Source organism: Kluyvera cryocrescens NBRC 102467, assembly GCF_001571285.1.
GTDB classification, from domain to species: Bacteria; Pseudomonadota; Gammaproteobacteria; order Enterobacterales; family Enterobacteriaceae; genus Kluyvera; species Kluyvera cryocrescens.
Genome location: NZ_BCTM01000003.1, coordinates 26,716 through 52,824, shown reverse-complemented (window position 1 = coordinate 52,824; position 26,109 = coordinate 26,716). Strand labels below are relative to the sequence as shown.

The 26,109-nt window shown below is 54.4% G+C and carries 27 protein-coding genes; 15 read left to right on the top strand and 12 right to left on the bottom strand.

The window, feature by feature from the left end; translation table 11 throughout:
- Positions 1-20 precede the first annotated feature (20 nt).
- From pcaC to KCR01S_RS02830, 6 genes are read right to left on the bottom strand one after another with little or no spacing between them, the layout of a single operon-like run.
- The gene (pcaC, locus tag KCR01S_RS02855) at positions 21-410 is read right to left on the bottom strand and encodes a 4-carboxymuconolactone decarboxylase (RefSeq protein WP_061279648.1); all 390 of its coding nucleotides are present in this window, start codon (positions 408-410) and stop codon (positions 21-23) included.
- Positions 400-1,164: a 3-oxoadipate enol-lactonase gene (gene pcaD / locus KCR01S_RS02850; protein ID WP_061279647.1), complete on the bottom strand. Its 765-nt coding sequence runs from the start codon at positions 1,162-1,164 to the stop codon at positions 400-402. The genes pcaC and pcaD overlap by 11 nt, the downstream gene beginning before the upstream one ends.
- Positions 1,142-2,506: a 3-carboxy-cis,cis-muconate cycloisomerase gene (locus KCR01S_RS02845; protein ID WP_061279646.1), complete on the bottom strand. Its 1,365-nt coding sequence runs from the start codon at positions 2,504-2,506 to the stop codon at positions 1,142-1,144. Before KCR01S_RS02845 ends, pcaD begins: the two co-directional genes overlap by 23 nt.
- 9 nt (positions 2,507-2,515) lie before the next feature.
- Complete coding sequence (gene pcaF, locus KCR01S_RS02840) at positions 2,516-3,718, bottom strand: 3-oxoadipyl-CoA thiolase (protein WP_061279645.1); 1,203 nt, start codon at positions 3,716-3,718, stop codon at positions 2,516-2,518.
- A gap of 9 nt (positions 3,719-3,727) precedes the next feature.
- Positions 3,728-4,384, bottom strand: a complete 657-nt coding sequence (locus tag KCR01S_RS02835) for a 3-oxoacid CoA-transferase subunit B (protein ID WP_061279644.1) — start codon at positions 4,382-4,384, stop codon at positions 3,728-3,730.
- 10 nt (positions 4,385-4,394) lie between these two features.
- Positions 4,395-5,084, bottom strand: coding sequence for a 3-oxoacid CoA-transferase subunit A (locus KCR01S_RS02830; protein ID WP_061279643.1), 690 nt, complete (start codon positions 5,082-5,084; stop codon positions 4,395-4,397).
- Positions 5,085-5,251: 167 nt separating this feature from the next.
- Here KCR01S_RS02830 and KCR01S_RS02825 point away from each other — a divergent pair, with 167 nt between their 5' ends.
- A complete protein-coding gene (locus KCR01S_RS02825) occupies positions 5,252-6,058 on the top strand; it encodes an IclR family transcriptional regulator domain-containing protein (RefSeq protein ID WP_061279642.1) in 807 nt (268 codons plus the stop codon).
- Here the strand turns inward: KCR01S_RS02825 and smrA are convergent.
- Positions 6,055-6,618 carry a DNA endonuclease SmrA gene (gene smrA / locus KCR01S_RS02820; RefSeq protein WP_061279641.1) on the bottom strand — a complete coding sequence of 188 codons (564 nt, stop codon included), beginning with the start codon at positions 6,616-6,618 and terminating at the stop codon, positions 6,055-6,057. The genes KCR01S_RS02825 and smrA overlap by 4 nt on opposite strands.
- Positions 6,619-7,213: 595 nt before the next feature.
- Here smrA and ogt point away from each other — a divergent pair.
- The 4 genes from ogt to uspE all read left to right on the top strand — a co-directional run bounded on the left by ogt (position 7,214) and on the right by uspE (position 11,672).
- Complete coding sequence (ogt, locus tag KCR01S_RS02815; RefSeq protein WP_061279640.1) at positions 7,214-7,729, top strand: methylated-DNA--[protein]-cysteine S-methyltransferase; 516 nt, start codon at positions 7,214-7,216, stop codon at positions 7,727-7,729.
- A gap of 196 nt (positions 7,730-7,925) precedes the next feature.
- Positions 7,926-8,678 carry a fumarate/nitrate reduction transcriptional regulator Fnr gene (gene fnr / locus KCR01S_RS02810; protein ID WP_146751565.1) on the top strand — a complete coding sequence of 251 codons (753 nt, stop codon included), beginning with the start codon at positions 7,926-7,928 and terminating at the stop codon, positions 8,676-8,678.
- Between the two features lie 349 nt (positions 8,679-9,027).
- The gene (locus tag KCR01S_RS02805; RefSeq protein ID WP_061279639.1) at positions 9,028-10,551 is read left to right on the top strand and encodes an EAL domain-containing protein; all 1,524 of its coding nucleotides are present in this window, start codon (positions 9,028-9,030) and stop codon (positions 10,549-10,551) included.
- A gap of 170 nt (positions 10,552-10,721) precedes the next feature.
- On the top strand, positions 10,722-11,672 hold the full coding sequence (uspE, locus tag KCR01S_RS02800) for a universal stress protein UspE (protein ID WP_061279638.1): 951 nt from the start codon (positions 10,722-10,724) through the stop codon (positions 11,670-11,672).
- An 88-nt stretch (positions 11,673-11,760) separates the two neighbouring features.
- Here uspE and KCR01S_RS02795 read toward each other — a convergent pair whose 3' ends face one another.
- The 3 genes from KCR01S_RS02795 to pntA all read right to left on the bottom strand — a co-directional run bounded on the left by KCR01S_RS02795 (position 11,761) and on the right by pntA (position 15,014).
- On the bottom strand, positions 11,761-11,949 hold the full coding sequence (locus tag KCR01S_RS02795) for a YdiH family protein (protein WP_052283427.1): 189 nt from the start codon (positions 11,947-11,949) through the stop codon (positions 11,761-11,763).
- Positions 11,950-12,085: 136 nt separating this feature from the next.
- Positions 12,086-13,474 (bottom strand): Re/Si-specific NAD(P)(+) transhydrogenase subunit beta, encoded by a 1,389-nt coding sequence (gene pntB, locus KCR01S_RS02790; RefSeq protein ID WP_061279637.1) that lies wholly within the window; start codon positions 13,472-13,474, stop codon positions 12,086-12,088.
- A gap of 10 nt (positions 13,475-13,484) precedes the next feature.
- Positions 13,485-15,014, bottom strand: a complete 1,530-nt coding sequence (gene pntA / locus KCR01S_RS02785) for a Re/Si-specific NAD(P)(+) transhydrogenase subunit alpha (RefSeq protein ID WP_061279636.1) — start codon at positions 15,012-15,014, stop codon at positions 13,485-13,487.
- Between the two features lie 523 nt (positions 15,015-15,537).
- Between pntA and ydgH the strand changes: the two genes are divergently transcribed.
- From ydgH to folM, 3 genes are all read left to right on the top strand, one after another.
- On the top strand, positions 15,538-16,488 hold the full coding sequence (gene ydgH, locus KCR01S_RS02780) for a DUF1471 family protein YdgH (RefSeq protein WP_061279635.1): 951 nt from the start codon (positions 15,538-15,540) through the stop codon (positions 16,486-16,488).
- 167 nt (positions 16,489-16,655) lie between these two features.
- Positions 16,656-18,038: an amino acid permease gene (locus tag KCR01S_RS02775; protein ID WP_061279634.1), complete on the top strand. Its 1,383-nt coding sequence runs from the start codon at positions 16,656-16,658 to the stop codon at positions 18,036-18,038.
- Between the two features lie 39 nt (positions 18,039-18,077).
- Positions 18,078-18,800: a dihydromonapterin reductase gene (gene folM / locus KCR01S_RS02770; RefSeq protein ID WP_061279633.1), complete on the top strand. Its 723-nt coding sequence runs from the start codon at positions 18,078-18,080 to the stop codon at positions 18,798-18,800.
- Here the strand turns inward: folM and KCR01S_RS02765 are convergent.
- Positions 18,797-19,132, bottom strand: a complete 336-nt coding sequence (locus tag KCR01S_RS02765; RefSeq protein ID WP_035895486.1) for a GlpM family protein — start codon at positions 19,130-19,132, stop codon at positions 18,797-18,799. The genes folM and KCR01S_RS02765 overlap by 4 nt on opposite strands.
- Positions 19,133-19,316: 184 nt before the next feature.
- On the opposite strand from KCR01S_RS02765, the gene nikA reads away from it, so the two are divergent.
- From nikA to rstA, 7 genes are all read left to right on the top strand, one after another.
- Positions 19,317-20,894, top strand: coding sequence for a nickel ABC transporter substrate-binding protein (gene nikA, locus KCR01S_RS02760; RefSeq protein WP_167348804.1), 1,578 nt, complete (start codon positions 19,317-19,319; stop codon positions 20,892-20,894).
- Entirely contained in the window at positions 20,894-21,838 is a 945-nt protein-coding gene (nikB, locus tag KCR01S_RS02755; protein ID WP_061279631.1) for a nickel ABC transporter permease subunit NikB, read from the top strand. The genes nikA and nikB overlap by 1 nt, the downstream gene beginning before the upstream one ends.
- The gene (gene nikC, locus KCR01S_RS02750) at positions 21,835-22,668 is read left to right on the top strand and encodes a nickel ABC transporter permease subunit NikC (protein ID WP_061279630.1); all 834 of its coding nucleotides are present in this window, start codon (positions 21,835-21,837) and stop codon (positions 22,666-22,668) included. Before nikB ends, nikC begins: the two co-directional genes overlap by 4 nt.
- Entirely contained in the window at positions 22,668-23,429 is a 762-nt protein-coding gene (gene nikD / locus KCR01S_RS02745; protein WP_061279629.1) for a nickel import ATP-binding protein NikD, read from the top strand. Before nikC ends, nikD begins: the two co-directional genes overlap by 1 nt.
- Entirely contained in the window at positions 23,426-24,229 is an 804-nt protein-coding gene (nikE, locus tag KCR01S_RS02740) for a nickel import ATP-binding protein NikE (RefSeq protein WP_061279628.1), read from the top strand. The genes nikD and nikE overlap by 4 nt, the downstream gene beginning before the upstream one ends.
- Positions 24,204-24,605: a nickel-responsive transcriptional regulator NikR gene (gene nikR, locus KCR01S_RS02735; RefSeq protein WP_061279627.1), complete on the top strand. Its 402-nt coding sequence runs from the start codon at positions 24,204-24,206 to the stop codon at positions 24,603-24,605. The genes nikE and nikR overlap by 26 nt, the downstream gene beginning before the upstream one ends.
- A 66-nt stretch (positions 24,606-24,671) precedes the next feature.
- Complete coding sequence (rstA, locus tag KCR01S_RS02730; protein WP_061279626.1) at positions 24,672-25,391, top strand: two-component system response regulator RstA; 720 nt, start codon at positions 24,672-24,674, stop codon at positions 25,389-25,391.
- A gap of 137 nt (positions 25,392-25,528) precedes the next feature.
- Here rstA and KCR01S_RS02725 read toward each other — a convergent pair whose 3' ends face one another.
- Entirely contained in the window at positions 25,529-26,062 is a 534-nt protein-coding gene (locus KCR01S_RS02725; RefSeq protein ID WP_061279625.1) for an isochorismatase family protein, read from the bottom strand.
- Positions 26,063-26,109 lie beyond the last annotated feature (47 nt).

The window sequence follows — 26,109 nt, the reverse complement described above, 5'->3', positions numbered from 1 at the left end:
TTTATTTTATAACTTAGCGATCACGCTTTCTCAGCGTCCAGCTCATCAAATACCTGCTGTGCCAGATGCATCGTCGCGTTAGCCGCTGGCAGACCGCAGTAAAGTGCCGAGTGCATAATCAGTTCTTTCAGCTCATCACGGGTGACGCCGTTATTAAACGAGGCCCGCAGATGCATTTTCAGCTCCGCTTCGCGGTTGAGCGCAATCAGCATCGCAATGGTGATCATACTGCGAGTGTGATGGTCGAGACCGGGACGCGTCCAGGTTTCCCCCCACGCGTAGCGCGTAATAAAGTCCTGAAACTCTTCATTGAGCGGCGACAGCTTTTGCAGCGTTCGGTCTACGTGTGCATCGCCCAGTACCTTCCGACGTACCGCCATGCCTTGTTGATAGCGTGGGTTATCGCTCATTATTTTTCTCCAGAAATGCCGCTAGCGCCGCGGTGAACTCTTCGCTGGCTTCCACGTTTGAGAGATGCGACGCAGGCAGCGTCACCAGGAATGAACCGTCAATTTGTTGATGCAGATAATCCGCATCCGCCACCGTCGTCACCGGGTCGTGTTCGCCGGCGATAATCAGCATCGGCAGTTGAATCGCGACCACTTCAGCGCGTAAGTCCGCTGCGGCCAACGCCTCACAGCATTCGGCATAACCTTCGGCATCCGTGTTCGCCAACTGGTGACACAGTTGTTCAACAACCGCCGGTTGATGCTGACGGTAGTAATGGCTAAACCAGCGATCCGCCGAACCCGCCGCAACCACATCCATTCCTTCACTACGCACGGTTCGCGCACGCGAAAGCCAGCCGGCCTGCTCACCAATTTTTGCCGCGGTATTGGCAACGGCGATAGCGTGGAAACGTTCCGGCGCAAAGCGGGCCAGCCAAAGGCCGGTCAAGCCCCCCATCGAGATACCGCAAAAATAGGCTTTGGGGATATTCAGGTGATCGAGTAGCGTAATCACGTCCTCAGCTAATTGTGACAACGTCACCTTTTCCCGCTTACGGGTTTGGCCATGACCATGCGTGTCATAACGCAATACGCGGAAATTTTTCGTTAATTCATCGATCTGCGCGTCCCACATGGATAACGTGGTGCCCAACGAGTTAGAGAGCACCAGCACCGGTGCTTGTTCAGGCCCATCAAGGCGATAATGGATTTTCATTTCCCTGCTCCTGATAGCGCGCCAGAACCTGACGCACAAAGTGTTCCGAGCTGCCGATAGCGTTCGCCGGGTCGAGCAGCGGTGTCAGTTGCGCCGCCGAAAGATGCTGGCTTACCAGCGGATCGTTTTCCAACAGCGGTTGTAATGGGCAATCCAATGCAATCGCCCGGTGACAAATTTTCTCAACTACATGGTGGGCATCGGCTTTACCGATAAACACCGCCAATGCTTGTGTCACGGACTCAGCCATGATCAGGCCATGGGTGATATCCAAATCGTCACGCATTTTCTGTGTATTAACCTGCATACCGCGCAGCAGGACTTCGCTGTTTTCCAGCACACCGCCAACGAGAACGATCAGCTGCGGTAGCGTTTCCCACTCCGCCTGCCAACCGCCGAGCGCCCGCTCATGCTGCTGGATTTGCGCCGCGTACAGCGTCGCCATCAGGCCTGGCATACGCTGCACCGCCGCCAGAACCGCCGCACAGGTAACCGGGTTACGCTTATGCGGCATCGCCGACGAACCGCCGCGCCCTTCTGCGATAGGTTCACTGACCTCGGCGACTTCAGTTTGCATCAATAATGCGAAATCATTAGCCAGCTTGCCCAGCGTTCCCCCTACGCCGGCGTACCAGCTCGCCACCTCAATGACCCGATCGCGCTGGCTATGCCACGGCGTGTCGGGAAGCTGTAAATCTAAAGTGTCGGCAAGGCGCTGTGCGACCTCGGGCCCCTGAGATTTCAACGATGCCAGGGTGCCGGCCGCGCCGCCAAACTGCAGCGCCAGCAGGCGCGGGCGCATTTCAGCCAGCCGCTGCTGCCAGCGCAGTAGCGCATCCAGCGTTCCTGCAAGCTTTAAACCAAAGGTAATGGGCAGTGCATGCTGCATCCATGTCCGTCCCGGCATCAGCGTCTGGAGGTGGAGGGCTATCTGCCCCGCCAGCGCCTGCATTACGCGCTGGAGGCGTTGGTCCGTTTCGGCAAGCGCTTTGCGCAGCTGTAATACCATGCCGGTATCAATGGCGTCCTGACTGGTCGCCCCCCAATGCACGTAGCGCGAGGCTTCGGCATCAACACGCTTGACGCACTGCGTGAGCTGTTTAACCAGAGGGATCGCCAGGTTACCGGCGTTAGCGGCGGCATTAGCCAACGCAAGAAAATCGAGATTTTCAGCGCGGCAGGCGTCCACAATCGGCTTGACCGCTGACGTGGGGATCACCCCGCACTGCGCCTGTGCCGTCGCCAGCGCGGCTTCGAAATCCAGCATGCCCTGCACGGTCTGCTCGTCGCTAAAAAAATCCGTCAGCGCATGGGTACGCAATAGCGGGGTCAACAAACTCATTCCTGCTCCTTAAACGCGTTCAATAATCAGCGCGATCCCCTGGCCCACACCGATACACATCGTACACAGCGCATAGCGGCCGCCGGTACGACGCAGTTGATAGGCCGCCGTCATCGCCAGTCGCCCACCGGAAGCCCCTAAAGGATGCCCCAGCGCAATCGCGCCGCCGTTCGGGTTCACCTGCGCGGCATCATCCGGCAAGCCTAAATCACGCAGCACCGCCAACGCCTGAGCGGCGAAAGCTTCATTTAATTCAATGACATCCATTTGCGCGAGCGTCAACCCGGTTTGTGCCAGCACCTTACGTACGGCCGGTGCCGGGCCAAAGCCCATGATGCGGGGCGCAACGCCGGCGGTGGCTACGCCTACGACGCGAGCCAGCGGCTGCAAATCATTCTGCGTCATGGCCTGCTCGCTGGCCAGCAGCAGCGCGCAAGCGCCGTCGTTGACCCCGGACGCATTCCCGGCGGTAACGGTCGCGTCAGGGCGGACCACACCTTTCAATTTGGCCAGCGCTTCAATCGACGTGCTGCGCGGGTGTTCATCCTGAGAGAAACACAGCGCTTCCCCTTTACGCTGGGGGATCCACACCGGGATGATCTCATCGTTAAAAATACCGTTTGCCTGTGCCTGGGCAGTACGCACCTGGCTGCGCAGCGCAAATGCATCCTGATCGAGACGAGAAATTGCAAAGTCGCTGGCGACGTTTTCCGCCGTCTCCGGCATGGAGTCAACGCCATACAGGGCCTTCATCTGCGCATTAATAAAGCGCCAGCCGATGGTCGTGTCTTCCATTTTCATACTGCGGCTGAACGCGCTTTCCGCCTTCCCCATGACAAACGGCGCACGGGACATTGACTCAACGCCACCGGCAATCATCAGCTGCGTTTCGCCGCTTTTAATCGCCCGCGCCGCAATGCCGATCGCATCAAGGCTGGATCCACACAGACGGTTAACCGTACTGCCCGGCACCGTCTCTGGCAACCCGGCAAGTAACAGGGCCATGCGTGCCACATTACGATTGTCTTCGCCCGCCTGGTTGGCACAGCCGTAGATAACATCGTCAATACGCGCCGGATCTAACCCATGGTTGCGTTCCAGCAGCGCTTTTAACGGTAACGCCCCCAAATCATCGGCGCGCACGCTAGAGAGCGTACCACCAAAGCGGCCAAACGGTGTGCGCACTGCGTCGCAGATAAATGCTTGATTCATCATGATTCCTTATGCGGTTTCCGCGACTGTATCGTAGGTCAGAGTGACGGGGGTGATACGCTGTAATTCATCGAACGACAGTCCGTTGAAAATCTCACGCACGACCGGGCCTTTATCGGTGATATCAATCACCGCCAGATCGGTATAAATGCGGCTCACGCAGCCCACTCCGGTTAACGGATAGGAGCAATGTTCAACCAGTTTGCATTCGCCGTCGCGGGTCAGGTGATCCATCATCACAAAGACCTGGCGCGCGCCAACGGCGAGATCCATCGCCCCACCAACGGCAGGAATGGAATCTGGTGCGCCGGTACTCCAGTTGGCAAGGTCGCCCTTTTGCGAGACCTGATACGCGCCAAGTACGCAGATATCCAGATGACCGCCGCGCATCATGGCAAACGAGTCACCGTGGTGGAAATAGCAGCCACCCTGCAATAGCGTCACGTACTCTTTACCGGCATTAATCAGCTCGGGATCTTCTTCCCCTTCCGCCGGTTTTGGCCCCATGCCAAGCAGGCCGTTTTCGCTGTGCAGGAACACTTCTTTGTCCGCTGGCAGGTAGTTAGCGATGCGGGTTGGCAGACCAATGCCAAGGTTAACGTAAGCGCCTTCCGGGATATCCTGGGCCACGCGTTTCGCCATGTCATCACGAGAGAGTTTTTGCATTTTGGGCTCCTTAAGCACGCAGCGCTTGAGTGGCGAGAGATTCCAGCGAGAACACGCGCTGAACGAAAATCCCCGGGGTGATGATGTTTTCCGGGTCCAGTTCACCCAGCGTCACCAAATTGGTCACTTCGGCAATCGTCGTTTTGGCTGCCGTAGCCATAATCGGCCCGAAATTACGCGCGGCTTTGCGATAAACCAGATTGCCCCAGCGATCGCCCTGATGGGCTTTAATCAAAGCAAAGTCGGCCTTGATGGGATATTCCAGAACGTAGTGGCGCCCGTCGATTTCACGGGTTTCTTTACCTTCCGCCAGCGGTGTGCCGTAGCCCGTTGGTGTGAAGATGGCGCCTAATCCGGCACCTGCCGCCTGAATGCGCGCCGCCAGGTTACCCTGCGGCACCAGCTCAAGCTCCACTTCACCGCGACGGTAGAGCCCATCAAAAATTTGCGAGTCAACCTGACGCGGGAATGAGCAGATCATTTTGCGTACGCGTCTGGCTTTTAGCAGTGCCGCCAGCCCAATCTCGCCGTTACCGGCGTTATTGTTGATAATGGTCAGGTCGCGAGCGCCCTGCTCAATCAGAGCGTCGATAAGCCGCGTCGGTTGCCCGGCTGGGCCAAAGCCGCCAATCATTATCGTCGCGCCATCGTTGATACCCGCGACGGCATCCGCCAGCGTCGACACACTTTTATCAATCATCAGGTTGCTCCTTGATGTGCGGTTATCGCACTATTATTCGCTGTTCGCACAAAATGTGACCCGCTTAACGATGCGGGTCAAGGGCGATAATCGAAATATGGTGCGATTATCGAACATCGTGTATGTTTAACTTCAGAATGTGATCGACGGCAAAAACGGAGAGTGAAATGGAGATGCATCCAGACGATAAATTGACGGGCGATAGCGACCCGTTCAAAGGCGACCCTAACTTTATGGCTTCACTGGCGCGCGGACTGGAGGTCATTCAGGCATTCACTCCGCAGCGCAGAGTGCTATCAATTTCACAAATCAGCCAGAAGACCGGCATTCCGCGCGCGGCGGTTCGCCGCTGCCTGTATACGCTCGGTAAGTTGGGTTTCGTGTATGCAGAAGATGGTAAGAATTTTCAGCTTCGCCCGCGCATCCTATCGCTGGGTCACGCCTGGTTAGCGTCTACGCCGCTGGCGCGCTCTGCGCAGCCGGTGCTGAAACATTTAAGTGAAATGCTGAATGAGTCCTGTTCTATTGCCACTCTCGATGGCGACGATATTCTGTATATCGCCCGCGCCTCCAGCTCGCGCATCATGACGATTGATTTGGATATCGGCAGTCGTCTCCCGGCCTGGTCGACATCGATGGGACGCGTATTGTTAAGCCACCAGCCGGAAGAAAAGCTCAACGATATGCTGGCCCGCATCACCATGATCCGCTATACCCCGCAGACCATTTCATCGGTCAGCAAGCTACGCAGCGAGCTAAAAGCCGTGCGGCAACAGGGGTATGCGTTAAACGATCAGGAGCTGGAAATGGGGCTGCGTTCGCTGGCAGTACCGCTATACAACCCGCAGGGCCAGGTTGAGGCCGCCCTTAACGTGGGGGTTCATGCTGGACAGGTTTCGGCAGCCGAAATGCTGGATCGCGTGCTGCCGGAGCTGCAAAAAGCAGCGTCTGAACTGAGTCTGCTAATGCGTTAGCGACTGCGTTTGGCGTGGCGCTCCCAATTTTCCTGCTTTGCCGCCGCCGATTTACGCAGCGCCACATAGCACGCCCCGCTGCCGCCGTGATGCGGCAGCGCCGCGCAGAATGCCTGCACATCATCAAACTCGGTGAGCCAGCGCGCCAGATAGCTGCGGACGATATTGGCGTGAGAACCGTCTTCTTTTGCCTTGCCGTGAAGAATCAGCACATTGCGCAAACCGTCCTGCTGCGCCTGGTGGATAAACGCAAAAAGCTGCTGACGGCAGCTTTCCACCGTTTGGCGCACCAGGTTAAGGCTCGCCTGTTGGCTGTACTTACCCAGCCGCAGTTTATCCAGCACGCCTGTTTGTAGGCCTTCGCGCTTAAATTCGAGCGGGCTATCGAGCGGAACGATATCCAGGTAGCCGGTGGTCAGATAATTATCCAACTGCAGCGTGTCTATCTGCTGCCGGGTTCGGGAGTTACGCACAGGTTGCCAGTGGACATCGTGGCATTTCTTAAGCGGCTGAACATCATCCATGGCGTCCAGGAACAGTGACTTTTCTTCAGGATTCATGTGAACTCCCCCTTACAACAACTGGCGAATACTATAGCCGTGAGGCAGGATAGGCTCAATCCGTTTATCTTTTGTGTTTAAAGTTTAAACATCCGAAACGTTTTCATACGCAACTCATAATCTTTGCAAATATATTAATTCATGCTTAAACAAAATAAACCCCTAATTAAAACTTTCCTTCCATTGCGAATGCGTGAAATAAATCACCAAGAATTATCTGGAAATTATGAAAAGAACCGTTATAAATAGTAATACCCGCTGTGCGGAGCAAAATGTGGGATTCGGTACGGATACAACTGTGTGGTTGCTGCGGGGTCTGGCGATGTCGACAGGCCCCGATTTTTATTCTGCAAATGTGATAACGCCATTCTTTCCCTCTTTCTTTCAGCACCTTACATTTTCCCACTTTGACTATTTTATATATCATCTTCTTATTCTTAATCTTTTTATGGCGCAATTTAATTGTTGCTGTTGTTATGCATCTATATAATTACCACACAAATTTAATGGTTATCCTCTTGAGGTATAGAGTCATCACCTATTCGCGTGGTATGGTGATAAATAAGAATATTTCGCATAAACGGATGATGTACGTATGCTGATTTTGCTCGAAGATAAAATCGCCACCCCGCTAGGGCCGCTGTGGATCCTTTGTGATGAAAATTTCCATTTGCGCGCTATTGAATGGGAAGAGCATAGCGATCGTATGGAGCAGTTGCTGAATATCCATTATCGGACTGAAGGCTACTCGCGGGTGGCTTCCAGTAATCCGGGGGGATTAAGCCGTTTAATGTCTGACTACTTTGAGGGCGATCTGGCCGTTATTGAGTCGATTCCCACTGCCACTGGCGGAACGCCTTTCCAGCGTGAAGTGTGGCAAGCGTTGCGCACCATTCCCTGCGGACAAGTGATGCACTATGGTCAACTGGCTGAACAGCTTGGCCGTCCCGGTGCCGCACGCGCCGTAGGGGCAGCCAATGGCGCCAACCCGGTCAGCGTAGTGGTCCCCTGCCATCGCGTCATCGGCCGCAACGGAACCATGACCGGTTATGCCGGCGGCGTGCAGCGCAAAGAGTGGCTTTTACGCCACGAAGGCTACCTGCTGCTTTGATTTTCTGTGCCCTTTAGCCGCTTATCGGAAACCATCCTTCGATGTCTTATGCAAAATTTATTGATACATATCAATTGGATATGTATCAATAAATGATATCCCTTTTTAATCTTGGGTGAATACCCTCGCCGAGACTTACTTGCTCACCAAAAAGATGTTAAAATTGACTAATATCAATTACGGCTTGAGCAAACCTATGATCCCGGAAAAGAGAATTATACGACGCATTCAGTCTGGCGGTTGCGCTATCCATTGTCAGGATTGCAGCATCAGCCAGCTTTGCATCCCGTTCACTCTTAATGAGCATGAGCTTGATCAGCTGGATAATATTATCGAGCGTAAAAAGCCCATCCAGAAAGGGCAGACCTTGTTCAAAGCCGGTGATGAACTGAAATCTCTGTATGCGATTCGCTCCGGCACCATTAAGAGCTACACCATCACCGAACAGGGTGATGAGCAGATTACCGGTTTCCATCTGGCCGGTGATTTGGTTGGCTTTGATGCCATCGGTACCGGTCACCACCCGAGCTTTGCTCAGGCGCTGGAGACCTCAATGGTCTGTGAAATCCCCTTCGAAACGCTGGACGATTTATCCGGTAAGATGCCTAACCTGCGCCAGCAGATGATGCGTCTGATGAGCGGTGAAATCAAAGGCGACCAGGACATGATCCTGCTGCTGTCGAAGAAGAATGCCGAAGAGCGTCTGGCTGCTTTCATCTATAACCTGTCGCGCCGCTTTGCGCAGCGTGGTTTCTCACCGCGTGAGTTCCGTCTGACCATGACCCGCGGCGATATCGGTAACTACCTTGGTTTGACGGTGGAAACCATCAGTCGCCTATTGGGTCGTTTCCAGAAAAGCGGGATGCTGGCAGTCAAAGGCAAATATATCACTATCGAAAACAGCGATGCGCTGGCTATCCTCGCGGGTCATTCACGCAACGTTGCCTAATCGACGCTTCTGCTGCCGTTCTTCTGAAAACCCCGTTTATTCGGGGTTTTTCTTTTTCTGCCATCGGTCTAAACGCGAGTAGTTGCCAAAACAGGCAATCGGGAGATCCTTAATCCCGCTTATTTTTGGCATTTCGCCACATTTGACGCGACAGGACGTAGGGTTAATAAACTAAAAACTTTATTTATCCCGGTCTATTGATCCCGAGGATGGTCTCTCCTATAGATAAAATCAGAGCCATTCGTGTATGGACGTTCATTTTTGATGCCACTGCATTCGGTCATGAACAGGTCACCGTGAAAATGATCATAAGCGAATAATGAAAAGTACCTTTTAAAAGAGGACATTCATGCGCACCGCCATACTGCCTGTGTGTTTCGCCGTCGTGATATTCATTGCCGGCACAACTATTTTGAATGTCCAGTTGTGGTATTTGGCTCAGACAAACAGCGCCAATGGTGCGATGCACACGATAAAAAAGATCGATGCCATTCTTGATGAAGCCCAAGCCGCGACGAAAACAGCAATGAAGATCGCCTATCAGGGCTGCTCGGCGGAAAATCAATATCAGTTGGGGACGGCTGCCGCACTAAACCCCCACCTGCGGACCCTTGTCATTCTGAAGAACGGCAAAGCGTGGTGCTCCTCGTTACCGGGCAACCGAGTATTGATTTATCATCTTAATACCCTACCGGATATGAAGTTACTGCTCTTATCAGCCAAAGAAACTACCAATAATCTTCCCGTGCTGATTTATCAAACACATTCTCCCGAGGGGAAAATCTTTGTCAGCGTCAGTGATGCGCATATTCGCGATGCACTAAGCAGCTTTATTACAGATGCTCACTATGTGCTGGTGATTGACGGCAAAAGAATTGGCACCTCAGGTGATGTCATGGCCAGCCAGCTCAATCACAAAACGTCTGCTGTTCTGAACTCTCGCCGCTATCCATTTAGCATCGGCTATCATCTGCCGCCGCTGTTCAGTTTCGAACGTTTGATACAACAAGGCTCCGGACTTTTATTCTTTATTTTTATTCTTTCCTGCACGGTGGCGTACATCTTGTATAAATACGCCAATAAATATACGACGCCGGAAGAGAATTTACGCCGGGCGATTGAAAATGGACAGATTGTGCCTTTCTATCAGCCGGTCGTCGACGGGCGAACCGGTAAAATACAGGGCGTTGAGGTTTTAGCCCGCTGGAAACATGAGAGCAGCGGCTTTATCTCCCCGGCAACCTTCATTCCGGTGGCGGAAAAGAGCGGATTGATTATTCCGCTAACCAAAGCGTTGATGGGCCAGGTCGTCGATCAGATGAATAAAATCGCCGATAAATTACCCGGCGGTTTTCATATTGGCATCAATTTCAGCGCAGCTCATGTGTGTGCCCCTTCATTTATGGATGATTGCCTGCATTTTCGAGAAAGTCTCCGCCAGAATGATCTCAAACTGGTACTGGAACTCACCGAACGCGAACCGCTGCAAATCGATGAACAACTCATAGATAATCTCAATACGTTGCGCCATCATGGTTTCTTTATCGCCCTTGATGATTTTGGCACCGGATACTCCGGTTTATCTTATCTGCATGATTTAAAGATTGATTTTATCAAGATTGACCAGAGTTTTGTCAGCCGTGTGGATAGCCATGAGGAGTCCACAATGCTGCTTGACTGCGTGCTTGATATGGTCAGAAAACTGTCCCTACAGATTATTGCCGAAGGCGTCGAAACCGCCGAGCAACTGGCCTATCTCAACCGCAATAATATTTCCTTAATGCAGGGCTATTTTTTCTACAAACCCCTCACTTATATCGACCTGGTGATCGCGCTTTTAGCGCAAAACAACAAGGAGACTACCGTCAATTAGCGCCCCACAGGCCGATGATTGGCGAAGCTAAGATTCATACAAGCGAGGTGTTCACCGCCAGGTATTTATCCTGATTTATTGATCTGGCAAAGGTTCCCCCCTGTTTCATTCCCATTATATGAGTTATCTTTTACTGACAAACTGTGGTTACAGCTGTAAGGAGACCCTGTATGGCCAAGTATCAGAATATGCTCGTTGCTATCGATCCTAACCAGGACGATCAGCCCGCGCTGCGACGCGCTGTGTATCTACATCAACGGATTGGTGGTCGCATTAAAGCGTTTTTACCGATCTATGACTTCTCTTATGAGATGACCACCCTTTTGTCTCCCGACGAGCGCACCGCGATGCGCCAGGGCGTAATTAGCCAGCGTACCGCATGGATCCGCGAGCAGGCGAAATACTATCTGGAGGCAGGTGTTCCGCTGGAAATTAAAGTGGTTTGGCATAATCGCCCGTTTGAAGCGATCATCCAGGAGGTCATCAGCGGCGGTCATGACCTTATGCTGAAGATGGCGCACCAGCACGACAAACTCGAATCCGTTATCTTTACGCCAACCGACTGGCACCTGCTGCGTAAATGCCCGTGTCCAGTCTGGATGGTGAAAGATCAACCGTGGCCAGAAGGCGGTAAAGCGCTGGTGGCGGTGAATCTGGCCAGTGAAGAAGCGTACCATAATGCGCTGAACGAAAAGCTGGTTAAGGAGACGATTGAGCTCGCCGAACAGGTTAACCATACTGAAGTCCATCTGATTGGCGCCTACCCGGTTACACCGATCAATATCGCCATTGAACTCCCTGATTTTGACCCGAGCGTCTATAACGATGCGATTCGCGGCCAGCACCTGTTGGCAATGAAGTCACTGCGCCAGCAATTCGGTATCGATGAGAAGTTTACTCACGTAGAAAAAGGGTTACCTGAAGAGGTCATTCCTGACCTGGCGGCCCACCTCGATGCAGGTATCGTGGTACTGGGCACCGTCGGTCGTACCGGTATTTCCGCCGCATTCCTCGGGAATACCGCGGAACAGGTGATTGATCACCTGCGCTGCGATCTGCTGGCCATTAAGCCAAACGATTATCAGACTCCCGTCGAGATGGATGACGAAGAAGACGATTGAGTTTGATTCAGGTACAAAAAAACCGGCGCAAGCCGGTTTTTTTTCGCTGTCGCAGTGCGTAGTAGTCAACCCTGCTCAGGAAGGAATATCAGTGGAGCCCCAGTCGCCAGGCAAAATCGATTTCTTCTTTCAGTTCGATGGAAGATAGCGCCATCAGATCGGCAAACTCCAGTTCTAGCTGCTTAACGCGTTTCAGGTACTGAGCGGGAGTTAAAGACGTGGTATCACGGCGGAGAAATTCGATTGCCAACTGTGCTGGCGTTAACAAGGTATCCATAATTTCCTCATAGATGTGGACGACTTTGCACAGTATAACACCATTGAATGTGCATTTTTTGACCAAAAGCAATCACCAGACAAATAAAAAAGCCGCCAGGCTACGTCACAGGCGGCTTTATAGATTTACAAAAAAATCAGAGCGCTTTCAGAATCGCATCCACGCTGGCTTTGGCATCGCCAAACAGCATCTGGGTGTTCTCTTTAAAGAACAGCGGGTTCTGCACCCCGGCGTAGCCGGTGTTCATCGAGCGTTTGAAGACGATAACGTTTTGCGCCTTCCACACTTCGAGCACTGGCATACCGGCGATTGGGCTCTTCGGATCATCCAGCGCGGCAGGGTTAACGGTATCGTTCGCGCCAATAACCAGCACGGTATCGGTGTCGGAGAAGTCATCGTTGATTTCATCCATCTCAAGCACGATATCGTAAGGCACCTTCGCTTCCGCCAGCAGCACGTTCATGTGGCCCGGCAGACGCCCAGCAACCGGGTGAATACCAAAGCGCACCTTCACGCCGCGCGCACGCAGTTTTTCGGTGATCTCAGCCACCGGATACTGCGCCTGCGCCACCGCCATCCCATAACCTGGGGTGATGATAACCGAGTGGGAATCTTTGAGCATTTCTGCCGTCTCTTCCGCACTGATTTCGCGGTGCTCGCCCACTTCTTCATCGCTGCCCGTTGAGGAGCCATCGGTACCAAAACCACCGGCAATCACGCTGAAGAATGAACGGTTCATCGCTTTACACATGATGTACGACAGGATCGCACCGGAGGAACCCACCAGCGCACCGGTCACGATCAGCAGGTCGTTGCTGAGCATAAAGCCCGCTGCTGCTGCTGCCCAACCCGAGTAGGAGTTCAGCATCGAAACCACCACCGGCATATCCGCACCGCCGATCGACGCCACCAGATGCCAGCCGAACGCCAGCGCAATAACCGTCATAATCAGCAGGCACAGGACCTGAGTTCCGACGCTATCGGTGCGCACAAAGGCAATCAGCAGCAGGAAAGATACCACCAGCGCCGCCAGATTCAGCTTGTGGCGGTTAGGCAGCATCAGTGGTTTGGACGACATTTTGCCGCACAGCTTACCGAACGCAACGATAGAACCGGTAAAGGTCACTGCCCCGATAAAGATGCCGAGGAACACTTCGGTCAAATGAATATTGACCAGAATTTGGTCCATCCCGGTTTCATGCTGCAGATAGCTGTTAAAACCGACCAGCACCGCGGCCAGACCGACGAAGCTGTGCAGTACGGCAACCAACTCCGGCATTTCGGTCATTTCAACTTTCTTCGCCAGACGAATACCAATCGCGCCGCCGATGATCATCGCGAGGATAATCCAGCCAACGTTATGGCTATCCGGCCCGAGGATGGTTGCAATCAGCGCAATCGCCATCCCGGCAATACCGAAGTAGTTGCCCTGCTGTGAGGTTTCATGCTTTGACAGCCCCGCCAGGCTGAAAATAAACAGGATCGCGGCAACAATGTATGCAGCTGTAACTAATCCACCAGACATTTGTTACCCCTTATCCTTTGCGGAACATTTTCAGCATGCGCTGAGTGACGGTGAAACCACCAAAAATATTAATACTGGCGATCAGTACCGCGATAAAACTCAGGAAGCTGACCCAGCCACCGTGGCCAATCTGCAGCAGCGCCCCAACCACGATAATGCCGGAGATGGCATTCGTGACCGACATCAAAGGCGTATGCAGCGCATGCGAGACGTTCCATACCACGTAGTAACCCACCACGCAGGAGAGCGCAAACACGGTAAAGTGGCCGAGGAACTCTTTTGGCGCCACGTTGGCCAGCCAGCCAAACAGAATAATCGCCAGCGCCATCAGCGCGTACTTGCGCCATGGGGAAGCCGGTTTTTCTGCCTCTTTCGGGGCTTCCACGGCTTTTGGCGCCGCCTGTGGCTGAGCAGAGACCTGAATTGGCGGTGCCGGCCAGGTGACTTCACCTTCGCGGATCACCGTCACACCGCGAATCACGACATCGTCAAAATCAATGGTAACGTTACCGTCTTTTTCCTTGCACAGCAGTTTGAGCAAGTTAACCAGGTTGGTACCGTAGAGCTGCGAAGATTGAGTCGGCAGACGACCGGCGAGATCGGTATAGCCGATCACCTTCACGCCGTTCGCGGTGGTAAACACTTCACCCGGCACGGTATATTCACAGTTACCGCCGTTTTGCGCCGCCAGATCGACCACAACGCTCCCCGGAGTCATGGAATCTACCATTTCACGGGTAATCAGCTTCGGTGCCGGTTTACCTGGGATCAGCGCGGTGGTGACGATAATATCGACTTCTTTCGCCTGCGCGGCGAACAGCGCCATTTCTGCGGCGATAAACGCTTCGGACATCACTTTGGCGTAACCGTCTCCGCTGCCCGCTTCTTCTTTGAAGTCGAGCTCGAGGAATTCGGCGCCCATACTCTGCACCTGCTCTTTGACTTCAGGGCGGGTATCGAATGCACGCACAATGGCGCCAAGGCTGTTTGCCGCACCGATGGCGGCGAGACCGGCAACCCCGGCGCCAATCACCATCACTTTCGCCGGAGGGACTTTACCAGCAGCGGTAATTTGCCCGGTAAAGAAGCGACCAAACTCGTGGGCGGCTTCCACAATCGCACGGTAACCGGCGATGTTGGCCATAGAGCTGAGTGCATCCAACGACTGAGCGCGGGAGATACGCGGGACGGAGTCCATTGCCATCACGTTAATGTTACGTTCGGCAAGTTTAGCCATCAGATCGGCGTTCTGCGCCGGCCAGATAAAGCTAATCAGCGTCGTGCCCGGGTTAAGATTCGGGATCTCTTCCGCCGTTGGCGCGTTGACCTTGAGGATCACATCCGATTGCCAGACCGCATCACCCGAGACGATTTCAGCGCCAGCCTGAGCAAAGGCTTCATCGTCAAAACTTGCCAGTTTTCCTGCGCCACTTTCAATTGCCACGCTGAAACCGAGCTTAAGCAACTGCTCCACCGTTTTCGGCGTCGCTGCTACTCGCGTTTCCTGGGCCCACCTCTCTTTTGGTACACCAATACGCATAACTATTCCCTTCCATCGGTTCTTATATGATGGTTTGCCGTTTTGCCAGTTTGTTGCGGGTAACCCATTGCGAGCTAACAGGCGAACAACCTGAATAAATAAAACAGTAACAAACTGACTATAACCTACTGAAAATACCGATTGTGATCTAGCGCCAAAAATTACTATTTTGCATTAAATGCCAAATAATGAGTTCAGAGGGCTACAAACAGCGATATTTACCCCGATTTGATTAGCGAGCCTCATAATTCGCTTAATCAGCGCGGGAAAACATGATTATTCTCGGACGTGACAGGCCAATTAACATTCCATTAACTTAAAAAAGTCATATGGTTGACCGCTTTTTCTGGTCAAGCGCCCGTTTTTTCAACATATCAGGAAAAGTTATTCAAAACCGTCACCGGGTTCGCATCTGAAGTTAAAAATGACGCAGACAGTGGAGTCATTTCAATGCCATAATCAGATGTTTTCCTGTTAACAACATTTCCCGAATTTGGTTTGCGCAAGGCGAAGGATTATTTTTATGAAGCTTAAGAACACCCTCCTCGTGTCCGCCATGTTGTCTGCCGCGGCGATGTCCGCTCACGCAGCCACTGAGCTGACCCCGGAGCAAGCGTCCGCACTGAAACCTTATGACCGCGTTGTGATCACCGGTCGCTTTACCGCCATTGGCGACGCGGTACAGGCAATGTCCCGCAAAGCGGATAAAGAAGGCGCAGCCTCTTTTTACGTTGTCGACACCTCAGACTACGGCAACAGCGGGAACTGGCGCGTAACAGCCGATTTCTATAAAGAAGATGCGCCAAAAGCTGACGTGCCGAAAAACCGCATCATCAATGGCGTGATGGAACTGCCAAAAGACCAGGCCGTTGCGCTGGTTCCTTATGATACCGTCACCGTTCAGGGCTTCTACCGCAGCCAGCCTGAAGTGAACGACGCCATCACCAAAGCGGCGAAAGCCAAAGGTGCGGCCTCCTTCTTTATCGTCCGTCAGGTTGACGCCAACGATGGTGGCAACCAGCGTATTACCGCTTATGTCTATAAGGCCGATGCGGAAAAACGCGTTCTGCAAAGTCCTGACGCCATTCCGGCTGATTCCGATGCTGGTCGTAAAGCGCTGGCTGCCGGCGGCGAAGCGGCGAAGCAGGTTGAGATCCCAGGTGTAGCTACCACCGCAGCCGTGGGTTCAGGTACCGGCGTAGGCCGTTTCTTCGAAACGCAGTCCTCTAAAGGCGGGCGTTACAGTGTCACGCTGCCGGACGGCACAAAAGTGGAAGAGCTGAACAAAGTGGCCGCTGCACAGATGGTGCCGTTCGACAGCATCAAGTTCACCGGTAACTACGGCAACATGACTGAAGTCTCCTACCAGGTGGCTAAACGTGCCGCGAAGAAAGACGCGAAGTACTACCATATTACGCGTCAATGGCAGGAGCGCGGCGGTAACGTCACCATCAGCGCCGATCTGTACAAATAAACACCCCCCAAAGGCGGCACCAGCCGCCTTTTTTTTCGCTTTAAGCCTTCCCCTGTTGCATGTCCGCATCGCTCTCCGTAAAATCGCCGCCTCAGCGCAATCCTCCATGTTTATGCGATTTCGCCAAATAAATATTCTTGTTCTTCTTCTTCCACGACAGGATTCACATGGAAAAGAAATTAGGGCTTAGCGCCCTGACAGCCCTGGTTCTGAGCTCCATGCTCGGTGCGGGCGTTTTTAGTCTGCCGCAAAACATGGCGCAGGTGGCAAGTCCCGCCGCGTTGCTGATTGGCTGGGCCATTACCGGCATCGGCATTCTGTTCCTGGCCGTCGCTATGCTGGTCCTGACCCGTATTCGTCCGGATCTGGACGGCGGCATTTTTACCTATGCGCGTGAAGGGTTTGGCGAGCTGGTCGGTTTCTGCTCCGCCTGGGGTTACTGGCTGTGCGCGGTGATCGCCAACGTCTCCTATCTGGTTATCGTCTTTTCCGCCCTGAGCTTCTTTACCGATACGCCGGAACTGCGCCTGTTTGGCGACGGCAACACCTGGCAGTCGATTGTCGGTGCTTCGGTACTGCTGTGGGTGGTGCATTTTCTGGTGCTGCGCGGCGTTCAGACGGCCGCCAGCATCAACCTCGCCGCGACGCTGGCTAAGCTGGTACCGCTGGGCCTGTTTATCGTCCTCGCCGCCATCGCCTTTAATAGCGACGTTTTCACACTGGACTTCCGCGGTATCGATTTAGGCGTACCGGTATGGGAACAGGTGAAAAATACTATGCTGATCACCCTGTGGGTGTTTATCGGCGTGGAAGGCGCGGTGGTGGTCTCTGCCCGCGCGCGCAATAAGAAGGACGTCGGTCGCGCGACCCTGCTGGCGGTGATTTCTGCGCTGTGCGTTTATCTGCTGGTGACGCTGCTGTCGATGGGTGTGGTAGCTCGTCCGGAGCTGGCCGAAATGCGCAACCCGTCCATGGCCGGCCTGATGGTTCGCATGATGGGTTCGTGGGGTGAGATCGTGATTGCCGCCGGGCTGATTATTTCCGTCTGTGGCGCTTATCTGAGCTGGACCATCATGGCGGCTGAAGTTCCGCTGCTGGCGGCAACGCACAAAGCCTTCCCGCGCGTTTTTGCCCGTCAGAACGCCAACAATGCGCCTTCCGCATCGCTGTGGTTAACCAACCTGAGCGTACAGGCAAGCCTGGTATTGATTTGGTTGACCGGTTCCGACTATAACACTCTGCTGACCATCGCTTCTGAGATGATCCTGGTGCCGTATTTCCTGGTCGGCGCGTTCCTCTTAAAAGTGGCCCGCCGCCCACTACATAAGGTGATTGGTGTCGGAGCCTGTATTTATGGCTTATGGTTATTATATGCTTCCGGGCCGATGCATTTGCTGCTGTCGGTGGTGCTGTATGCACCGGGGCTAATGGTCTTTATTTATGCGCGGCGCACTCATGAGGATAACGTCCTGCTTAAGCGTCGTGAATTAGCCTTAATTGGTTTGCTTCTGGTTGCGGCTATTCCAGCAACGTGGATGTTGGTGAGGTAACGTGCGTCTCCTCATCGTCAATTTGAAACGGAGATAACGATGGGAAACATGCTATCACGCCCGATCCTGATAACCGGTGGAGGCCGCCGTATCGGCCTCGCCCTTGCCCACCATTTTCTCACCCAGCAACAGCCGGTTATCCTGAGCTACCGCACCCACTATCCGGCGATTGACGTTTTGCGCAAAGCCGGCGCGGTGTGCATTCAGGCTGATTTTTCGACCGACGAAGGCATTTACACCTTTGCCGATAAAGTCAGAGAGCAGTGCACCAGCCTGCGCGGTATTCTGCATAACGCCAGCGGCTGGCTGGCGGAAAGCCCTACCGCATCGCTCAGCCACGTGCTAAACGCCATGCTGCAAATTCACGTACATGCCCCCTATCTGCTTAACCATGCGCTGGAAGATCTGCTGCGCGGTCATGGTCATGCGGAGGGCGATATTATTCACTTCACCGATTATGTGGTCGAGCGCGGTAGCGACAAGCATATCGCCTACGCGGCCAGCAAAGCGGCATTGGATAATATGACGCGTTCATTTGCCCGCAAGCTGGCGCCAGAAGTGAAGGTGAATGCCATTGCCCCCGCATTGGTGCTGTTTAATGAGCACGATGACGAGGCGTATCGCCAGAAAGCGCTGAATAAGTCGCTGATGAAGATTGCCGCCGGGGAGAAAGAGATCATCGATCTCGTGGATTACATCCTCGGCAGCTGCTACGTGACCGGCCGTACCTTTGCGGTCGATGGCGGCCGTCCGCTGGTTTAGTGAAAACGGCCCCACAGGAAAATCAGCAGCCAGGCGCTGACTCCCCAACACGCCACCGCGCCGGCTAGCGCCAACGGCAGGCGCATCATCCCGGTGAAATACCACAGCGACAGCAGGTAGAGGAAATACGGGATGATCGACCACATTCCAAACACGATGGTGGCGCGCAGCGCCTCCGTTCCCCGTTCGCTGGCGACAATATAGTGTGCAATCAGCGCGAAGGTCGGAAACAGTGGGATCAGGCCAGCAATGGCATAATTTTTGGTTTTCGCCAGCACTCCAATCAATACCACCACCAGCGCCCCGAGCAGCGCTTTAATTAACAACCCCATTTCATTTTTCACCGCTTAACAACATGTGGCTTCAGCATAGCGGATACGCTTTTGATTATGAATAGAAAACGTATCCCCGTTACCGCCCGTAATCGGGATTACTTTGATCCCGCTCATCTCATTCGTATGATGAATCCTTACAATCGTCATACTCTTTTCGTTGTATACCTCCATCATTAAGGCCATCGTTTTGTCCAGACTACGCCGCTCGCTTTGGGCGCTGCTCACCTGCATCCCTCTCTTCGCTCACGCCTCCGCAGTCAATGAAATCAACATCGCCTGGCCGGTCAACGTCGGGGCACTCAATCCGCATCTGTATACGCCAAACCAGATGTTCGCCCAAAGTATGGTATACGAGCCGCTGGTTAAATATCAGGCCGATGGCTCGGTGGTTCCTTGGCTGGCGAGCCGCTGGATACACTCGCCGGACGGTAAAACCTGGATCTTTACCCTGCGCAAGGACGTCACCTTTTCCAACGGCGAAGTCTTTGATGCCTACGCCGCCGCCGACAATTTCCGCGCTGTTTTGGATAACCGCCAGCGGCACGCCTGGCTGGAGCTGGTGAACAAGATCGCCGAAGTGAAAGCACTCGACCCATACCGGCTGCAAATCAGCCTGAAAAGTGCTTATTATCCGTTTCTGCAAGAGTTAGCCCTGCCGCGTCCGTTCCGCTTTATCGCGCCGTCCCAGTTTAAAGACCACGAAACGCAACACGGAATTCACGCGCCGATCGGCACCGGGCCGTGGGTTCTTGCAGAGTCGAAGCTCAATCAGTATGACGTGCTGCTACGCAACGAACGCTATTGGGGAAAGAAACCGGCGCTGCAAAAAGTTACCGTAAAGGTGATTCCGGACCCAACTACCCGCGCCGTGGCCTTCGAAACCGGCGATATCGACCTGCTGTATGGTAACGAGGGGCTGCTGCCGCTCGACACCTTCGCGCGCTTTAGCCACATTCCCGCCTACCATACCCAGCTTTCTCAACCGATTGAAACGGTGATGCTGGCGCTCAATTCGGCGAAAACGCCGACGAACGAGCTGTTGGTGCGTGAGGCGTTAAACCACGCGCTGAATAAAAAATCGCTGATCGACAATGTGTTGTACGGCACTCAACAGGTGGCCGATACCCTGTTTTCCCCTGCCGTTCCGTATGCCGACGTTAAGCTAAAACCGCGTCAATACTCGCCGCAGCAGGCAATCAGTTTGTTGGATAAAGCCGGATGGACGCTGCCCGCAGATAAAACAATTCGCGAGAAAAATGGCCAGCCGCTGCGTATTGAACTGGCCTTTATCGGTACCGATGCGTTGAGTAAATCGATGGCCGAAATCATCCAGGCCGATATGCGCCGGATTGGCGTCGATGTAGCGCTGGTGGGAGAGGAAGAAAGCAGCATCTACGCCCGTCAGCGCGATGGCCGTTTTGGCATGATCTTCAACCGCACCTGGGGAGCGCCGTACGATCCGCACGCCTTTATGAGCTCCATGCGCGTTCCATCACACGCCGATTTTCAGGCGCAACAGGGCCTCGCCGATAAATCCATCATCGACAAAGAGATCAGCGATGTACTGGAGACCCGCGATGCCCGTCAACGTCAGGCGCTGTATCGCGACATTCTCACGCGCCTGCATAATGACGCGGTCTATTTACCAATTAGCTATATCTCGATGATGGTGGTCGCCAAACCGGAGCTGGGGACGATCCCCTACGCGCCGATTGCCTCCGATATTCCGTTTGAACTGATTACGCCGGTGAAACCCTAATGTTGCGTTACGTCATACGGCGCCTTGCGCTGCTGATCCCGATGGTGTTTGCCGCGTCGGTGATCATCTTCCTGATGCTGCGTTTGGGGACCGGCGACCCGGCGCTCGACTATCTGCGTTTGTCTAACCTGCCGCCAACGCCGGCAATGGTGGCCTCGACGCGGAGCATGCTGGGATTAAATGAACCATTGGTCGTTCAGTACGGTCGTTGGTTATGGAATGCACTGCATCTGGATTTTGGTATCTCATTTGCCAGCCAGCGCCCGGTACTGGATGACATGCTGAACTTCCTACCTGCCACGCTGGAACTGGCGGGCGCCGCGCTGGTGTTGATTCTTTTCACCTCGGTGCCTCTGGGCATATGGGCGGCGCGCCATCGCGATCGCCTGCCCGATTTTGTCGTGCGGATCGTCGCCTTTCTCGGCGTATCGATGCCCAATTTCTGGCTGGCGTTTTTGCTGGTGATGGTGTTCTCGGTCTATTGGCAGTGGTTACCGGCGCTGGGTTACGGCGGCTGGCAGCATTTAGTCCTCCCCGCCGTGTCGATAGCCTTTATGTCGCTGGCGATTAATGCGCGCCTGCTGCGCGCCAGCATGCTGGAAGTCGCCGGACAACGCCATGTCACCTGGGCCAGGCTGCGCGGTCTTAACGACAGGCAAACTGAGCGGCGTCATATTTTACGCAATGCCTCGCTGCCGGTCGTGACGGCGGTCGGCATGCATATCGGTGAGCTGATTGGCGGGACAATGATTATCGAGAATATTTTTGCCTGGCCGGGCGTCGGGCGCTACGCCGTCTCAGCGATTTTCAACCGTGATTACCCGGTGATCCAATGTTTTACCCTGATGATGGTGATTGTTTTTGTGGTCTGTAATTTACTGGTCGATCTGCTGAATGCCGCGCTGGATCCCCGCATCCGTCGTCATGAAGGAGCGCATTCGTGAACTTTTTCCTCTCCTCGCGCGGCTCGGTTCGCCTGGCCATCCTCATTATTGCGTTGCTGGCGTTCGTCGCGCTCACCGGCCAATGGTGGCTGCCATACGATCCTCAGGCGATTGATTTACCCGCACGATTACAGTCCGCCAGCAGCGAACACTGGCTGGGCACCGATCATCTGGGACGCGACATATTCTCCCGCCTGCTGGCCGCCACTCGCGTGTCGCTAGGCTCGGTGCTGGCCTGTCTGCTGCTGGTGTTGGCGCTTGGCCTGCTTATCGGCGGCAGCGCTGGGCTGCTCGGCGGCCGCGTCGATCAGCTCACCATGCGGATTGCCGATATGTTTATGACCTTTCCCACCTCCATTCTGTCGTTCTTTATGGTCGGCGTGCTGGGTACCGGGTTGACCAATGTGATCCTCGCCATCGCCCTATCGCACTGGGCGTGGTACGCGCGGATGGTGCGGAGCCTGACGATTGCGCTGCGCCAGCGTGAATTTGTGCTCGCCGCCCGCCTTTCCGGCGCCGGACATCTGCGGGTGTTTATCGATCATCTGGCCGGTGCCGTCATTCCCTCGCTGCTGGTTCTGGCGACGCTGGATATTGGCCATATGATGCTACACGTTGCCGGGATGTCTTTTCTCGGTCTCGGCGTTAGCGCGCCTACCGCCGAATGGGGGGTGATGATTAACGACGCACGTCAGTATATCTGGACTCAACCGCTGCAAATGTTCTGGCCCGGGTTGATGTTGTTTATCTGCGTGATGGCCTTTAATTTGCTGGGCGATGCCCTGCGCGATCGCCTTGACCCTTATCTGGCAACGGAGGCTGCCCACTGATGCCACAGCAAATTGAATTACGCAACATCGGCATACGGGCTGAACGTCCTTTGGTACACGGCGTTTCCCTGACGCTAAAACGCGGCCGGGTTCTGGCGCTGGTTGGCGGCAGCGGCAGTGGAAAATCGCTTACCTGTGCGGCGGCGCTGGGTATTTTACCCGCCGGCGTACGGCAAACGACCGGGGCCATCGTCGCGGATGGCCAGCCGGTCTCCCCGCGCCGTTTACGCGGTGCCACCATTGCCACCATCATGCAAAACCCGCGCAGCGCGTTTAATCCGCTACACACCATGGCAGCTCATGCCAAAGAAACCTGTCGGGCACTGGGTAGACCCGCGGATGATGCCACGCTGATTGCCGCGTTAGCATCCGTGGGGCTGAGTGATGCCGAACGCGTGCTCACGCTTTATCCCTTTGAGATGAGCGGCGGCATGTTGCAACGCATGATGATTGCCATGGCAGTGTTGTGCGATGCGCCGTTTATCGTTGCCGATGAACCGACAACCGATCTCGACGTGGTCGCCCAGGCGCGCATTCTTGATTTGCTGGCGGAACTGATGCACACCCGTGGACCGGGCCTGCTACTGGTCACCCACGATATGGGGGTCGTTGCCAGGCTGGCGGATGATGTGGCGGTGATGGACAATGGCGCCATCGTTGAACAAGGCGATGTCGACACGCTTTTTCACGCGCCCAAACATCGCGTCACCCGCAATCTGGTGGCGGCTCACCTTGCCCTGTACGGCCTGGAGTTAGCATGACGATATTACTGAGCGGCACAACCCTTTCCCATCACTACCGCGAGATGAACGTTCTGCGCGACGTTTCCTTCGCGCTGCACAGCGGCGAAACCGTTGCGCTGTTGGGGCGCAGCGGCTGTGGAAAAAGCACCTTAGCGCGTCTGTTGGTTGGTCTGGAACCCCCGGCAAAGGGAACCATTCACTGGCGCGGAGAACCGCTAGCGCAGCTTAATCGCGCCAGGCAACGGGCGTTTCGCCGTGATATTCAAATGGTGTTTCAGGATGCTATCAGCGCGGTCAACCCGCGCAAAACCGTGCGCGACATTTTACGTGAGCCGATGCGCCATCTTCTGTCGCTCACTAAAGCTGAACAACTGACACGGGCTAGCGCCATGCTCAGCGCCGTCGACCTCGACGACAGCGTGCTCGACAAACGCCCGCCGCAGTTGAGCGGCGGCCAGCTTCAGCGGGTATGCCTGGCACGCGCCTTGGTAGTCGAGCCCAAACTGCTCATCCTCGATGAAGCCGTCTCGAATCTTGACCTGGTCATACAGGCGGGCGTTATTCGTCTTCTCAAAAAGCTGCAACAGCAGTTTGGCACCGCCTGTCTGTTTATCACCCACGATTTACGGCTGGTTGAGCGATTTTGCCAGCGGGTGATGGTCATGGATGACGGCCAGATCGTGGAGACCCAAAGCGTTGGCGACTCGCTCGTCTTTTCTTCTACCGCCGGGCAAGAACTGCAGCACGCGGTGCTTCCCGCCTTCCCCCTTCGCGACAATAAGGTCCACCACGATGCAACGCGTCACCATAACCCTTGATGATGATTTACTGGCCACCCTCGATAACCTGAGCCAACGCCGCGGTTACCATAATCGTTCGGAAGCGATTCGCGACATTTTGCGCGACGCCCTGGCCCAGGAAACCACCCAACAGCACGGCACTCAGGGCTTTGCGGTGCTCTCCTATGTGTATGAACATGAGAAACGTGACCTCGCCAGCCGGCTGGTCTCTTCCCAGCACCACCACCACGATCTGTCGGTATCTACACTGCACGTACATATCAATCATCAGGACTGTCTGGAAATCAGCGTGCTTAAAGGCGATATGGGCGATGTACAGCATTTTGCCGATGACGTTATCGCCCAGCGCGGTGTTCGTCACGGTCACTTACAGTGTTTGCCCGACCACAAATGATTTGTGCCTGTGATAATTGCGTTTTTTTCGGTATCGTAGCGTTTTCGCCAGCCATAACGTAGAGCAATGAATAAGATCGTTTATGTTGAAGATGATCCCGACGTCGGGGCGTTGATCGCCGCGTATCTCGGCAAGCATGATATGGATGTCATCGTAGAACCGCGCGGCGATACCGCAGAAGCGACGATTGCCCGCGAAAAGCCCGACCTGGTGCTACTGGATATTATGCTGCCAGGCAAAGATGGGATGACGCTTTGCCGCGATCTGCGCGGACAGTGGCAGGGGCCGATCGTATTGCTCACTTCGCTGGACAGCGACATGAATCATATTCTGTCGCTGGAGATGGGCGCGAACGACTATATTCTCAAAACCACGCCCCCGGCCGTACTGCTGGCGCGTCTGCGTCTGCACCTGCGTCAGAACACCACCACCACCAGCAACGTTGCTAGCGCACAGTCGACGCTAACGCCGCACAAGGCGCTGCGTTTCGGCACTCTGTCTATTGACCCGGTCAATCGCCAGGTGCTGTTAAGCGGTGAAAACATTGCGCTATCCACCGCCGATTTTGAGCTGCTGTGGGAGCTGGCAACCCATGCAGGGCAAATTATGGACCGCGATGCCCTGCTGAAAAACTTACGCGGCGTAAGCTACGACGGAATGGACCGCAGCGTCGACGTCGCCATTTCACGTTTGCGCAAAAAACTGCTGGATAGCGCCACCGAACCATATCGTATTAAAACGGTACGCAATAAAGGCTATCTGTTTGCTCCGCATGCGTGGGAATAACCCGAACGCAAACAGCAGATTGTGCTAGACGAGAAAATATAACCCCCGAGAAGGCTGACACCGCCGATCGAGAAAACAACGCGTTTATGCTGCCAGCAGGCTAGAACTTAGCCTACTGGCAATGTTTTCTATAAATTTCAGGGCGTCAAGTCAGCGGCCTGCACACCTCGGGCAAAACCCGCCTCCAACAGCCCAAGCGTGACGGTATAAATCGCTTTCGCATCCAGACCATCACCGTCCAGCGGGAAGCTTAATACGGCATCGCGGACCACGCTCATCGCGAGCCCTAAATCAGAACCGGCGCGAATCGTCGAGTTGACGCAAAATCCAGCGACGGCACCGATCACCACGACCTCGTTGATGTTATCTCGCTGCAGCCGCTGGTAGAGATCGGTTGAGCTAAACGCCGACGACGTATGTTTAATCAACACCGGTTCATCAGACTGCTCGGCAAAACCTGCAACCGGTAAAAAATGTGGCGACGATGAATGCAGCGGAGAATCTGGCGCCAGAGTCTGATGCCGAACATGGAGCACCGGCTTCCCCGCCGCGCGAAATGCGTGAATCACCGTGCGCATGTTGTCGATACTGTCCTTAGGGTAATAGTCCATCCCATTGGCTATTCTGTCAGTTACAAATCCCTGCATATCGATAATCAATAAAGCCTGCATAGCACCCTCGCCTGAACGTTAAAAAACCATTTATCCAGAATGTAACC

Bases quoted from the DNA above. Each gene is read 5' to 3' on its own strand.
- pcaC (WP_061279648.1), bottom strand. From the start codon at position 410: ATGAGCGATAACCCACGCTATCAACAAGGCATGGCGGTACGTCGGAAG.
- pcaD (WP_061279647.1), bottom strand. From the start codon at position 1,164: ATGAAAATCCATTATCGCCTTGATGGGCCTGAACAAGCACCGGTGCTG.
- KCR01S_RS02845 (WP_061279646.1), bottom strand. From the start codon at position 2,506: ATGAGTTTGTTGACCCCGCTATTGCGTACCCATGCGCTGACGGATTTT.
- pcaF (WP_061279645.1), bottom strand. From the start codon at position 3,718: ATGAATCAAGCATTTATCTGCGACGCAGTGCGCACACCGTTTGGCCGC.
- KCR01S_RS02835 (WP_061279644.1), bottom strand. From the start codon at position 4,384: ATGCAAAAACTCTCTCGTGATGACATGGCGAAACGCGTGGCCCAGGAT.
- KCR01S_RS02830 (WP_061279643.1), bottom strand. From the start codon at position 5,084: ATGATTGATAAAAGTGTGTCGACGCTGGCGGATGCCGTCGCGGGTATC.
- KCR01S_RS02825 (WP_061279642.1), top strand. From the start codon at position 5,252: ATGGAGATGCATCCAGACGATAAATTGACGGGCGATAGCGACCCGTTC.
- smrA (WP_061279641.1), bottom strand. From the start codon at position 6,618: ATGAATCCTGAAGAAAAGTCACTGTTCCTGGACGCCATGGATGATGTT.
- ogt (WP_061279640.1), top strand. From the start codon at position 7,214: ATGCTGATTTTGCTCGAAGATAAAATCGCCACCCCGCTAGGGCCGCTG.
- fnr (WP_146751565.1), top strand. From the start codon at position 7,926: ATGATCCCGGAAAAGAGAATTATACGACGCATTCAGTCTGGCGGTTGC.
- KCR01S_RS02805 (WP_061279639.1), top strand. From the start codon at position 9,028: ATGCGCACCGCCATACTGCCTGTGTGTTTCGCCGTCGTGATATTCATT.
- uspE (WP_061279638.1), top strand. From the start codon at position 10,722: ATGGCCAAGTATCAGAATATGCTCGTTGCTATCGATCCTAACCAGGAC.
- KCR01S_RS02795 (WP_052283427.1), bottom strand. From the start codon at position 11,949: ATGGATACCTTGTTAACGCCAGCACAGTTGGCAATCGAATTTCTCCGC.
- pntB (WP_061279637.1), bottom strand. From the start codon at position 13,474: ATGTCTGGTGGATTAGTTACAGCTGCATACATTGTTGCCGCGATCCTG.
- pntA (WP_061279636.1), bottom strand. From the start codon at position 15,014: ATGCGTATTGGTGTACCAAAAGAGAGGTGGGCCCAGGAAACGCGAGTA.
- ydgH (WP_061279635.1), top strand. From the start codon at position 15,538: ATGAAGCTTAAGAACACCCTCCTCGTGTCCGCCATGTTGTCTGCCGCG.
- KCR01S_RS02775 (WP_061279634.1), top strand. From the start codon at position 16,656: ATGGAAAAGAAATTAGGGCTTAGCGCCCTGACAGCCCTGGTTCTGAGC.
- folM (WP_061279633.1), top strand. From the start codon at position 18,078: ATGGGAAACATGCTATCACGCCCGATCCTGATAACCGGTGGAGGCCGC.
- KCR01S_RS02765 (WP_035895486.1), bottom strand. From the start codon at position 19,132: ATGGGGTTGTTAATTAAAGCGCTGCTCGGGGCGCTGGTGGTGGTATTG.
- nikB (WP_061279631.1), top strand. From the start codon at position 20,894: ATGTTGCGTTACGTCATACGGCGCCTTGCGCTGCTGATCCCGATGGTG.
- nikD (WP_061279629.1), top strand. From the start codon at position 22,668: ATGCCACAGCAAATTGAATTACGCAACATCGGCATACGGGCTGAACGT.
- nikE (WP_061279628.1), top strand. From the start codon at position 23,426: ATGACGATATTACTGAGCGGCACAACCCTTTCCCATCACTACCGCGAG.
- nikR (WP_061279627.1), top strand. From the start codon at position 24,204: ATGCAACGCGTCACCATAACCCTTGATGATGATTTACTGGCCACCCTC.
- rstA (WP_061279626.1), top strand. From the start codon at position 24,672: ATGAATAAGATCGTTTATGTTGAAGATGATCCCGACGTCGGGGCGTTG.
- KCR01S_RS02725 (WP_061279625.1), bottom strand. From the start codon at position 26,062: ATGCAGGCTTTATTGATTATCGATATGCAGGGATTTGTAACTGACAGA.